Origin of the sequence: Terrisporobacter hibernicus (assembly GCF_020809405.1) — a bacterium.
Classification (GTDB): Bacteria; Bacillota; Clostridia; order Peptostreptococcales; family Peptostreptococcaceae; genus Terrisporobacter; species Terrisporobacter petrolearius.
The window spans coordinates 3,065,324-3,078,437 of the sequence record NZ_CP081135.1 but is presented as its reverse complement, the minus strand read 5'-3'; the positions used below and the strand labels follow the sequence as shown (position 1 = coordinate 3,078,437).

Annotated in this window: 10 protein-coding genes; 3 read left to right on the top strand and 7 right to left on the bottom strand. The window is 28.0% G+C overall.

Annotation, left to right across the window (positions count from 1 at the left end; all coding sequences use genetic code 11):
• Window positions 1-14: 14 nt before the first annotated feature.
• The 3 genes from JW646_RS14875 to JW646_RS14865 all read right to left on the bottom strand — a co-directional run bounded on the left by JW646_RS14875 (window position 15) and on the right by JW646_RS14865 (window position 3,848).
• Window positions 15-1,418: an MATE family efflux transporter gene (locus JW646_RS14875; protein WP_187359182.1), complete on the bottom strand. Its 1,404-nt coding sequence runs from the start codon at window positions 1,416-1,418 to the stop codon at window positions 15-17.
• A gap of 257 nt (window positions 1,419-1,675) precedes the next feature.
• Complete coding sequence (locus JW646_RS14870) at window positions 1,676-2,935, bottom strand: coproporphyrinogen-III oxidase family protein (RefSeq protein ID WP_228415552.1); 1,260 nt, start codon at window positions 2,933-2,935, stop codon at window positions 1,676-1,678.
• Window positions 2,936-2,945: 10 nt separating this feature from the next.
• Entirely contained in the window at window positions 2,946-3,848 is a 903-nt protein-coding gene (locus JW646_RS14865; protein ID WP_228415551.1) for a radical SAM protein, read from the bottom strand.
• A 222-nt stretch (window positions 3,849-4,070) separates the two neighbouring features.
• Here JW646_RS14865 and JW646_RS14860 point away from each other — a divergent pair, with 222 nt between their 5' ends.
• Window positions 4,071-4,676 carry a GNAT family N-acetyltransferase gene (locus JW646_RS14860; protein WP_228415550.1) on the top strand — a complete coding sequence of 202 codons (606 nt, stop codon included), beginning with the start codon at window positions 4,071-4,073 and terminating at the stop codon, window positions 4,674-4,676.
• An 81-nt stretch (window positions 4,677-4,757) separates the two neighbouring features.
• On the opposite strand, the gene mprF is transcribed toward JW646_RS14860, so the two are convergent.
• From mprF to JW646_RS14845, 3 genes are all read right to left on the bottom strand, one after another.
• Complete coding sequence (gene mprF, locus JW646_RS14855) at window positions 4,758-7,295, bottom strand: bifunctional lysylphosphatidylglycerol flippase/synthetase MprF (RefSeq protein WP_228415549.1); 2,538 nt, start codon at window positions 7,293-7,295, stop codon at window positions 4,758-4,760.
• A gap of 460 nt (window positions 7,296-7,755) precedes the next feature.
• On the bottom strand, window positions 7,756-9,003 hold the full coding sequence (locus tag JW646_RS14850) for a DEAD/DEAH box helicase (protein WP_148556311.1): 1,248 nt from the start codon (window positions 9,001-9,003) through the stop codon (window positions 7,756-7,758).
• 162 nt (window positions 9,004-9,165) lie between these two features.
• Window positions 9,166-9,819: an HNH endonuclease family protein gene (locus tag JW646_RS14845; RefSeq protein WP_074915445.1), complete on the bottom strand. Its 654-nt coding sequence runs from the start codon at window positions 9,817-9,819 to the stop codon at window positions 9,166-9,168.
• Window positions 9,820-9,923: 104 nt separating this feature from the next.
• Between JW646_RS14845 and JW646_RS14840 the strand changes: the two genes are divergently transcribed.
• On the top strand, window positions 9,924-10,328 hold the full coding sequence (locus tag JW646_RS14840) for a branched-chain amino acid transport system II carrier protein (protein ID WP_228417394.1): 405 nt from the start codon (window positions 9,924-9,926) through the stop codon (window positions 10,326-10,328).
• Window positions 10,329-10,846: 518 nt separating this feature from the next.
• On the opposite strand, the gene JW646_RS14835 is transcribed toward JW646_RS14840, so the two are convergent.
• A complete protein-coding gene (locus tag JW646_RS14835; RefSeq protein WP_228415548.1) occupies window positions 10,847-11,755 on the bottom strand; it encodes a LysR family transcriptional regulator in 909 nt (302 codons plus the stop codon).
• A 126-nt stretch (window positions 11,756-11,881) separates the two neighbouring features.
• Here JW646_RS14835 and JW646_RS14830 point away from each other — a divergent pair, with 126 nt between their 5' ends.
• Entirely contained in the window at window positions 11,882-13,072 is a 1,191-nt protein-coding gene (locus JW646_RS14830; protein ID WP_228415547.1) for a coenzyme F420-0:L-glutamate ligase, read from the top strand.
• Window positions 13,073-13,114 lie beyond the last annotated feature (42 nt).

Below are 13,114 nucleotides of genomic sequence, written 5' to 3'. Positions count from 1 at the left end.
ATACAAAATATGCTTTATTTATGTTCTCCTTTCTTTACTAATCCTGGATTTAGCCCTAGTTCACAATTGCCATTGTATTTTAGTAACTGGTCTTTTCTTAATATGATTTTTATATAAACACTTGATAAGACTCTCATAACTATATCTGTTATGGGTTGTGCGTACATAAATCCATTAAATCCTAAAATTATATTTAAGATTAATAGTAGTGGTATGTACAATATACCTTGGCGTGATATAGATAACAACATGGCTGGTATAGCTTTACCCATTGACTGTGCTGCTGATATTGCAATCATCTGACCTCCTACAAAAGGAAGGGACCATATTAAAGCTTTAAGTATGGTAGTACCTTTATTTATAACATCAACCTCATTTGTAAATAATCCTATTAAAATAGAGGAACTTAGACCAAATATAAAAAATAATCCCAAACCTATTATAAAAGTTATTCTTGTTCCAGTTTTTATTACATCTTTAACTCTATTTATATTGTTAGCTCCATAACTATACCCAATTATAGGCTGACAACCCGTAGAAAAACCTATAAAAACAAATGTGCCTATCATCATTATTTTTGTGGCAACCCCCATAGCTGCAACAGTTTCAGTTCCATAGGATATAGCAATATTATTAGCTACAATAGTTGCTACTCCCATCAAAAGTTGATTAAATGATGATGGTAATCCTATTTTAAATATTTCTTCCATAATATTTTTATCAAAAGAGAATAACTTTAAATTTATTTTAATAGTAGTTTTACCTTTAAAAAAACATGCCAAGTAGTAAATAAGACCTGCCATATTTCCTATAATTGTAGCTAGTGCAGCTCCAGATACCCCCAACTTAAAAGTAAATATGAATATTGGGTCTAAGATTATATTAACAATAGTTCCTATTAGCATACCCATCATTGATTTAATTGCGTTTCCCTCTGCACGTAATAGTTGACCAAATGCAAAGTTGCCCATAACACCTACTGAGCCAATCAACATTATAATAATGTATTGATAAGTATACTCATAAGTATCCTTACTTGCTCCCAGCATTGTAACTATGTTTTTGCAAAAAATCACACCTAATACAGTTAAAACAATGCTAATTAACAGTAATAAACCTGCTGATATTGATGCAGTCTTATTAACTTCTTCATAATCTGTTTTTCCTAAACATCTTGAAATGTAAGATGATGATCCTGTACCTATAATACTTGCAGTTCCCATTAGCAACATAAATATAGGTAATGATATATTTGCTGCTGCCAGCTGATTTGAATCCCTAAGTAGCCCTATAAAGTAGGTATCTACAAGATTATAAAACACCTGAACCATCATACCCATAACCATAGGAATAGATAGTTTTATTATTGCTTTTGATACTGGTTGGTTTGCCAATAAATCTATATTTTTATTTTTCATAACTATTTTCCTCCCTTCATTTATGTTACACTTGTATCGCATTTAAGCATATTATATAATCTTAAATAAAAATACTCAATAAAATATATACTTATGGTACAAGAGGAATGCAAATATATCAGAAAAAAATGATAAGCGTTCAATCCAATCTAGTCAGTGGATTTATAATCAACTAAAAGAATTAATGTACGTAAATTTATTTTTATAAATAAAGGCTAAGCTTAGGTAAGTATCCTTTGCATAGCCTTCTTTAGTATTTAATATAATTCAATCTTATTTGGCCATGGATTATTTCGTGCAATACTCCATGTTTTGTCTATATATTGTAGTGTATAAATCTGCTCTACTGCATGGAAATAATAAGAACCTTTTGTAGTAACTTTATATCCTGTCTCATCTTCTTTTAATAATCCCATTACCTTTGCAATGCCAAGTTCAAGTCTATAGTCTTCACTTATGTCACTGCTAAACATTTTTTCATAAGGATCTTTCTTCAAGTTCATATTGTAAACATTCCAAAATAGCCAATAAGATTTTCTTGAAAATTTAGTAAAGTTTAATACCAATGCACAGGCAAATTCATTATTATTTATTGCATTTATATACTCATTCACTGAGAAAGTATTCAACCTAAACTGGTTATCAAAGAGTGACGCAGCTCCCGGTCCTAATCCTATAAAGTTTTCTCTTGTTATGGATGAATATTTTTCTGTATTTGGCTTAGCAAAAGTCCATACAGAAGTTCTATCTAAACCTATTTCTTTTGATAAATTAACCAGTTCAAAAAGCATTTTTTTCTTATCATTGGAAGATAGAGGTTTTCTTTTGTTATTAGCATAAGAAAAATCAATAAATGGATAAGTAGAAATTTGAGTTGCTCCAAGTTCAAATGCCAATACTACGTCTTCCTTTAGCTGCTCTATACTTTGTTCTGGTATTCCAAATATTAAATCTACGTCTATTGTTTCAAATCCAACTTCTTTAATTAACTTTATCTTTTCAGCGTCATTATTTTCTTTTCTGCCTAAGCTTTCTAAGCAGTTTTTATTAAAGGATTGAATCCCAACACTTATCATGTTAAATCCTAAGGCCTTTAACTTATTCAATAGATCTAAATTAATATTACTTGGATGTAATTCTATGGCTAAGCTGCCCTTTATATTAAAGTTTTCTTTTACAGTATCTATAATTTCTTCAAGGTATTCTAGAAGTAGTGCTGGTGTTCCACCTCCAAAATACAACGATGTTATATCCTGCTTTTTATATCTTAAATTAGCTAGCTTTATCTCTTTTAACAAAGCTTCCTTATATTCAAAAGCCTTGTTCTCATCATATAACTCTTTATTGTAAGGACAAAAAGAACATATACTTTTGCAAAATGGTATATGTATATATAATCCTAAATTGTCTTTATTATTTAAATCAACATAACTTAAATCATTATTATCATCGCACTTTACAAACTCAAAGGGCTTAAAACTTCTGTTTAACACTGGTCTCAAAATATTTGTCAGCATATTCTCTCCCCTATACAAATTTCAGATATGTTTTTAAAGTTTCATAGATTATTCTAGAATTTCCACCAAACAATAAGGCAAATTCTACTGCAAATAAATATCCACATTCATTGCATAATCCGTCTATTTCTACACATCTTCCACATACAAATCTCTTTTTATTTTCTACTACCAAACATTGCTTGCAAGGTCTGTTCCAATTGTTATCCAAATAATAGTCTAGGGCAGAGTATAAATTAAATATGGGATAGCCTTGCTTCATAAGCTGTTTTATAGTATTTACTACTTCAATTTTTTGCTCTCTGCTCAAACTTAAATCCTCTGTACCCTCATAAGGTGTGTGAAAATTAAAGGAAATGCTCTTTAAATTTTTAGTATTTTTAACTAATTCACAAAGTTCCCCTACATCCTTATAATTTCTATTATTAATAGCCATATATACGCAAATATTGCTATCATTGGCCTTTCCCACATTTTCTAATATGGTGTCAAATGTATTTCCTCTTATATAATTGTGATTTTCTTTAGTTCCATCAATACTTAAAAATATAATATCTGCTTCTTTAATATCTAAATCTATAGTTCCGTTGGTAACTATATTAACTAATTCAAAGCCTATTTCTTTAGCTTCTGCAATTAAGTCCTTAGCATTTTTCCCACTGTCATTCCAAAGAAGTGTTTCTCCACCACAAAAGAATAAAATTCTAACACCTTCATTATAAAGCTTATTCATTTCCTCTTTTATGTCTTCATAAGGATGAATTATTTTATTTATGTTATTCACTGCACAATGCTTACAAGTAAGATTGCAATAATCTGTAAGTATTATAGTTGCAAGTATTGGATTAGTATTTTTAAAAAATATTGTTTTTAATCCATAAGTTGAAAATTCTATAAATGATTTTAGCTTCATAATTTACTTACCCCCAATTTAAATATATCAATAAATACTTTTGTAATTTTACTCCAATTTTATAATAACATAAAATTAATACCTTGCTACCATATTGATTCTTCTGAATATATTAGAAAACATAATAAATAAAAAAATTTTAATGTATATTATGCATGTGGATTTTCCAATAATTATTTATATAGTATAATTATATATAAAGATAGGATGGTATAAATATATATGAATAAAATAATTATAACAAAAGAACTTACCCATTCTCAAAAAATACAAGTTTGTGAACTTGTGTATCAGGGTTTCTATAAAAAGCTATCTAACTATTGGATATTTGAAAAAAATATAGAAAGAGGATCTACTGTACTTCAAGGCTGTATAAATTACAATAATGGTATATATGCTATAGAAAATGGAAATGTAGTAGGTTTTATAGGTATCCAGTTTAGAAAAAATAAATTTAGAGAATTTAATATAAGCACCCTTAAATCACACTATGGATTGATAGGCGCTACTTGGAGAGGCTTACTAAATAAATTCGAAAATAAATCAAATTCATTAAAAGACGACGAAATGTACATTGACTTAATAGTCGTTGATTCTAAGCACAGGGGCAAAGGTATAGCATCCTTACTTATAGAAGAAGTTACAAATTTGTCTATTGAGAATAATTTTAATAAAATATTATTAGATGTTGTTGATACAAATGAAGGTGCAATAAATTTATATAAAAAACTAGGTTATAAAACTATTAAAGTAATGGATTTTAAAGGACTTACAGATTTTATGGGATATAGAAAAGTTATGTATATGTGCAAGAATCTTAAAAGTTAATATAATTCATAAAAATTATAACCTAATGATATAAAAATTATGTCATTAGGTTATTTTTACAAATAATTTATACTTTAATATTTACATTAGTTTATCATAAGGTTTTGAAACCAGAAGTATTACTTGTATCATTGTTGAAACCAAAGAGGTTTTTTTCTTATAAGCCAAATATCTTCCATCCCAAGACTCACAATATTTTTCTTTATATTTTTTCAGACCTTTGAAGGAATAAAATTTATGACCATGTGAATAAACCTCAGCTGCTATTTTTTCACTTAGGAATGCATACTTTGACCTACCAACATTTGATAATGGTACCATCCCCATATTAAATCTAGAGTATCCATGTTCTTTTCCATATTCAAAAAGATTTACGAACATAAAATCCATTATGCCATTGCATGACTCTCTAGAAAATCTCATAAGATCTATTGATAAGGTTTCGTTATTGTCATACATTGGCATTATATTAGCAAATCCTTTTATGTTATTTTCTTTGTCTCTAACTACACATATTGGCTCTTTGCTAAGATATTCCTTATTGAAAAATCCTATAGAAAATCCTTTTTCTTTTCTTCCATCAAGCCACTGGTCTGATATATTTTTTAAATCTTCAAAGAAATGATCGTCAAATGGCGGATAAACCATTTGGAAACTATACCCTTCTTTAGTTACCCTAGATATTGCATTTCTTACACTCTTCATCTTTCTTCCTTCTAAGGTAAATTCTTTTAAATTAACTGTAGCTTCTTCTCCAAGTTTAAAAAACTGATAACCAGTCTCATGAAGGTATGGTAAAATCTGCTTGTCTATAGCACAGAAAACACATATATATCCGTAGTTATTAGATAATTCGTAGAATTCTTGTATAGTATCAAATATATTTTCTTTATTACCTACTGGGTTTCCTAGTATATATATTTTATTAGCATAAGTTTGATACTGCATTAGTACATCTTTTTCTTTATTTATATAAACATATTTATCATTTAAATATATAAAGTGACTTACTGATGTCCCACCAAAAGTATCTAAAATTTTGTCTACATCATCCTTGCAGTCATTCAAGGTTAGTTTTGGAAATTTATTTTTACTATTTATGTAGTATATAAACACTAAAAACAATATGGATATTACAAATCCAATTATACAAATATAAATTATTGAATATGATGTATCTGAAAATCTTAATTCATAATCAGTAAAAGCTATTTTAGTAATTTTACCTTTCAAGCTTGAATGAAAAGTATACACATACAATAATAAGAAAAATATTAGTGTTATCATATCTTGAAATACCATTCTCCAGCCCATAACAAAACTTTCTCTGTAGAATTGATTTTTACATATAAGCATCAAGCATAATACCCCTAATATATATATTAGATCGCTATAATTTGTACCTTTAATAAAAATTAAAACACACAGTGCTGATATTACAAAAAGTGTTGCTTTGTATACATATTTAGATTTATATATTAATAGTCTTGATAATACTATTAATAAAAATCCTATTATTACTGTAAATCTATTTGGTATATATATAACTGATAAATATGATATATTCTTAACCACATCTACATTACTGCTAATAACTGGTACCGCTTCTGATAGTAATAGTATACTTCCAGTAACTAAAACTATTAAAACAATACTTATATGAGCTAATTTAGATAAAATAGTAGAAAATATATCTTTTACTTCTTCATCCATATTTTTATAAAATTCTCTTGCGTAAAGTACTAATCCTATTATAAGGGGTACTATGTAATAAGATACTCTGTATAAAAATATTGCTAATAATGTTTTTTCAACTGGCACATTTAAACGTTGCAGACCTACTATCATCGTCAAATCAAATGAACCTAAGCCACCTGGAGACATACTAACCATAGCAATAATTATAGATACCATAAATACTGGGAAAAAATTAGTAAATGAAATATTAACCTTTAATATTAAGATTATAGAATATATCAGTACTATTATCCCCAACCATGCTATAGCAGACATAAGTATAATTTTAAAATAATCTTTTATACGTGATTTATCCTCTGCACTACCTTTAATGTATTTATAAATCAAGTACACTAAAACCAAAGGAAAATAAAGACTTATAACGATTGTCATTATACCTATCCAATCATTTAGTTTTAAGTTATTAAAACTTGTTATAGCATATATCAAACTAACTATAGAAAAACCAGTTAGGTTAAGTGCTACAAATTTTGATGTTTCTTTTACAAGTAATTTTTTATCTTTTACATGTTCTCCATAGAAATTATTTTTAAAATATATTGCCGTACTTCCTCCCATACCTGCAATATTTGAAATTGAACTTGCTATCCATGAGTATTTATATATTTTTTTGTTATCCAAATTTATGCCTACCCTGTTTTTAAGCACTAAGTCATAAAGACTCAAAGGTACAAAGGCAATTATTCCCATAAATAATATCACCATTATTTTTATTAGTGTTAGTTCATTTGCATATAAGTTAAATAAATTTTTATCAAAAGAACGTAATACGTTAATAAATTCTTTTATGATAATGGTAAAAATGAATAGTATAAAAATATACTTTATTGATTTTTTTAATTTCTGCTTTATTTTTATCACCTCTAACTTGATATGTTTATAACGTTAATTCATTATACTATTTTAATTTTTATTTTTCTATACTCTACTAATTAATTTTTGTATTTTATCTTAAAATTCCCGCCTGGCTAGTTTTATATTCATATCCTTAAAAGCAATTGAATAAATCATTTAAATCATTAATATTTCATCAAAAGTATTACTTTTTATGCCTTCATTGCATAATAACATAAAAAGAACTGATCAACTTTAAGCTTAACAGTTCTTTTATGTATAATTTAGTATATTTAAATGTCAATAGTCGTGTATTTCGACAAATTTCAAGGTAGTAACAAAAATGTGTACCCCTTGTATAAATAAGCACAGTATATAGGTACTATTTTGTGCTTGCTGTACTTATCTCCTGATTTTATTAATATAAGAGCACTAGTTAGTCTACAATAAATAGATCATATCAATATGGAAAGCAGACCTTAGCTGCTTAATTTTTATTGTTAAATTTATCTTTACTTCTATTATTTTTATTGTTACTTCTATTAGGTTTTCTACTGCCCCTATTACTTCTTTTAGCTACTACAGTTACATCCTCTGCACTAGCTACAAAACTATGATTTTCTACAACTTCAATCTTTTTATTTATAAGTTTTTCTATAGCCTTATAAAGATCTCTTTCTTCCATTGAACAAAATGCTGTTGCTCTACCACTTCTTCCCGCTCTTCCTGTTCTTCCAATTCTATGAACATAAGTCTCTGCAACTTCTGGCAAATCATAATTTATTACAAATGGTAGTTCATCAATATCAATTCCTCTTGCTGCTATATCAGTTGCTACCAATACTCTAATTTTACCTTCTTTAAACTCATTTAATGCTAGTTGTCTTGCATTTTGAGATTTATTACCATGTATTGCAGCCGCACTTATTGATGATGATATTAGATCTTTTGTTATTTTATTTGCTCCATGTTTTGTTCTAGAAAATACAAGTACAGATTCTTTTGGATTATTTTTTAATAACTCTATAAGTAACTTTGTCTTTTGTTTTTTACTTACAAAATAAATATTTTGTTCAACCATCTCAGTTGTTGATGATACTGGTGCAACTTCCACCTTAACTGGATTTTTAAATATTGAATCTGCTAATTTTGATATTTCTTTTGGCATAGTAGCAGAGAAGAATATGTTTTGCCTAACCTTTGGCAGGTGGCTAATTATTCTTTTTACATCATGTATCATACCCATATCTAACATACTATCAGCTTCATCTAAAACAAAGTGCTTAACATCATTCAATTTTAAGAATTTTTGATTGTATAAATCAAGCATTCTACCTGGAGTAGCTATTAATATATCTACACCTTCTTTTAATGCTTTAACTTGAGGGTTTTGAGATACTCCTCCAAATATAACCAAACTCTTTATATTTGTATGTCTTGCATAAGCCACAAAGTTCTCTTCTATTTGTATTGCTAGTTCTCTTGTAGGTGCTAGTATTACTGCTTTTATAGTTCTTTTGCCTTTTAGTGTTTTTTTATCATTATATATTTGTTGTATTATAGGAATTGCAAAAGCTGCTGTTTTACCCGTACCAGTCTGTGCACATCCTAGTAAGTCTCTACCTTCTAATAATGGTGTTATTGATTTCGATTGTATTGGTGTTGGTTTTATATATCCTTCTTCTTTTAGTGCCTTTTGTATTGGCCTAATTATGTCTAAGTCTGTAAATTGCATTTATTTCTCCTTTTTATTTCCTTTTATATTAATCTAAATTGTTTATAAAATAAAAATAAACACTTTCAATGCTAGTTAATATCTAAGCATAAAAAGTGTTTATCTTTTATATTATACATCATATCTTTTAAAATAACGATACATTTATTATTTACTACTTAATTATTTTAATTTATTTTCTAAGTTCTTTCTTCTATTATCTAATGGATTTAAGTTTATATGATGAACTCTTTCTTCTTCACTAGGTTTCATTATTACATCTTCCATATATACCTTCCCACTTGGAGTATGGGCTATTACCCTAGGCTGATTATAACCTTTTGAATATACCCATGTATACCTCTTATTTATTACTCTATCTAAATCTTTAACTGATACTAATGCCTTTGCTTGCGGCTTTCCATATCGATCTTTTAGTATTACAGCTATTGTTTCATCGTCTATATTCTCATATTCATTTTTTTCTCTTTGGTCAACAAGCTCTAAATTAGATTTTCTGTTATCTAGTGTATCTCCATTTATATGTCTAATTGGGGCTGATGACGCTGTATCTAGTATTACTGATTGAATATTTCTTTTAGTACTTTTAATTTTTTTATTTTCTTTAGTTGTAGTTATATTTTGAACTAAATAACTATTGAAGTCTTTATGCCATTCAGCAAACCAAACTCCCATTGCTTGTACCTTTTCTAAATCTTGTGTATCTATTTTAGCTATTAGCTCAGAACCATTCTTTTTAAGTATTGTTATGTTAGTAACTGAACCTTGAATCTCATAATTATTCTTTGTTGTTTTATAATTATTTATGGTAATCACCTCTATATTTAAATTGTATTATTTAAGTGTAACAGAATTTGTTAATAAAAGCTAATAAGTTTTATTATTATCACTTCTAGTTTGTAAATATTACAATGAATTAAATAACTTGTTCTTATTATGTATTCGGTAAGCCTGGCGCATTATTATTAGCAGTTACATTTACATTAGCTTGTTTAACAGCTAGTGTGGGACTTATAACTTCTTGTAGTCAATATTTTACAACACTTACAAACAAACTATCTTTTAAATCTTTTGTTAGAGTACTATCTCTTGCTAATTTAGGATTAACTAAAATACTTGCAGTACCTGTACTAAATGTAATATATCCAATATCAACAATATTTATAGTACTAGCAATGCTAGATAGATTTTTCAAAGAAAGTTCTTTCGTTTATAAGTTTACAATATTATTTATTGGTGTAGTAAGTGTTGTTGATGCTTTGGAACAAGTATGGGTAAAATTAGGTTATGTTGCAAGTTTATTTAGTAAATTACCTTTATATTAGGTTGTATAGTCCCTGCAATACTTGGAATGTTTTTAGGATTAGGTGTTACTTATGTAAAATCTAGTTTAAATAATAGATATGTTTTAAAAGCAGAAAATTTAAAATAAAAATAAAAAAGATATAAGATAGTTGGTAAATTACTACTAAATCCTATATCTTTTTGAGTATGCAAATTAATTTTCAATTATTCTCAAAAATCTATATTTAAAAATTTTTTTCATTATATATTCATTTAAATCCATATATATTATAGGTTTAATTCTATATCAAAAAAGTATTGATTTTTCAATCAATACTCTTTCGTGGATTTCAATGGTGGAGATGAATCGTAGAAATACTACCCAAGATTAATTCTCTACAAATATTTGAGCAAAGCTTTGTTCTCATCTTAATAATTGTTTTTATAATAACTTACCTCTAGGCTAAATTTATGTCCATAAATGTAAGTATTATAACAAAGTATTCAACAAGCACTCCAGCAAAATCAATTGCAATAACACTTTAAATCAAGGCCTGTGTTATATACTATCATTCAATGAAAAGTTAGCAGATGATAATATCTCAACAAATTTTGCAGAAGCTAATGAAAGTGGAACACCCTTTAAATAACAAACACCAATATTTCTACTTGGTATTTCTTCTAAAATATTAACCTCATATAATAATCCCTTTTCTAAATAATCCCTTGAAAACTCCTTTACTACACAAGCAATCCCTAAATTTATCTTTGCAAATTCCAATAGTAAATCAAAGGATCCAAGCTCAAACTCCGGAGAAATTTTTATACCTTTTGATGTCATGAACTTTTCTACATACTTTCTTGAATTTGAATTAGGTTCTAAGAATATTAAAGGATGTTTTACTATTTCTTCTAATGAAATCTTCTCCGTCGACAAATCCTTATACTTCTCTCCACAAACAAAAATATCTCTAACTTCTCTACAAGGTATTAATTCTAATGAGTGATCATCAATTGGAAAATTACAAATTGCAATATTAATTTCTCCTGATTTAATTAGGTCGCAAAGTTCTAGAGTTGTGCCATTTATAATCTTAAACTTAATATTAGGATATCTATTATGAAAAAATTCTAAATATGGAATTAGAAAATACTTAGATATAGTATCTCCTACTCCAATTTTTAATTCTCCCACAGTTAAACCTTTAAATTCTAATATTTTTTCTTCTCCAGCATTGATTAAATTAATTGCTGAATTTACATATTCAAATAAAAGGCTCCCTTCATTAGTTAACGATACTCCTCTATGCGTTCTATTGAAAAGCCTAATATCTAGTTCTCCTTCTAATTGCATTATAGCTTGGCTCACTGCTGGCTGTGTCATGTAAAGCTCCTTCGATGCTTTTGAAAAGCTTTTACTTTTTCCTACCTGGCAAAACACCTTATATAAATCTAATTTAGTAATCATATAAGCACCCCTTATATCACGTATTCATTCTATTTATTTTACTTATATCATTTATTAGTGTATATTACAATAGTACGAAAGTACGAAATATTTTAAATTAAATTTAAATTGTTGGGAGAGATTATTTTGGAAAGAGTTATTGGTACAGTTGTTAGAGGACTTCGTTGCCCAATCATTAAAGAAGGCGATAAAATCGAGGATATAGTTGTGGAAAGTGTACTTAAAGCTTCAGAAGTGGAAGGCTTTACTATAAATGATAAGGACATAGTTACTGTAACTGAATCAGTAGTTGCACGTGCTCAAGGAAATTATGCTTCTATAGATAATATCGCTAAAGATGTTAAATCTAAGTTTGGTGACGATACTATCGGTGTAATATTCCCTATCTTAAGTCGTAACCGTTTCGCAATTTGCCTTCGTGGTATAGCAAAAGAAGCTAAGAAAATAGTATTAATGTTAAGCTATCCATCTGATGAAGTTGGAAATCATCTAGTTGACTTAGATATGTTAGATGATAAGGGAGTTAATCCTTGGACAGATGTTTTAACAGAGGAAGAATTCCGTAATCTGTTTGGGTATAATAAACATACTTTCACAGGTGTTGATTACATTGATTATTATAAATCTTTAATCCAAGAATATGGTGTTGAATGCGAAGTAATATTCTCAAACAATCCTAAAACTATCTTAAATTATACAAAGAACGTTCTTACTTGTGATATTCATGCAAGATTTAGAACTAAGAAAATTTTAAAAGCAAATGGTGTAGAAAAAATCTATAGCCTTGATGATATATTATGTGAATCTATTGATGGAAGTGGATGTAATGAAGCTTATGGATTACTAGGTTCAAACAAATCAACAGAAGAAACTGTTAAGCTTTTCCCTCGTAACTGTCAACCTATCGTTGATAATATACAAACTATTCTTAAAGAGAAAACAGGAAAAGATGTCGAGGTCATGATTTATGGAGATGGAGCTTTCAAGGATCCAGTGGGTGAGATTTGGGAACTTGCTGACCCGGTTGTTTCACCAGCTTATACATCAGGCTTAAATGGTACTCCAAATGAAATAAAATTAAAGTATCTTGCCGATAATAACTTCGCTGATTTAAAGGGTGAAGAACTTAAGAAGGCAATATCAGAATATATTAAAAATAAGGAATCAGATTTAGTTGGAACTATGGAATCACAAGGTACTACTCCAAGAAGACTTACTGACCTTATAGGATCATTATCTGACTTAACTTCAGGAAGTGGAGATAAGGGAACTCCTATTATATTCATCCAAGGTTATTTCGATAATTACACAAAGTAATAACTATAAAAAGGGCTGCCACTTCAGCAGATTAAAAATCTG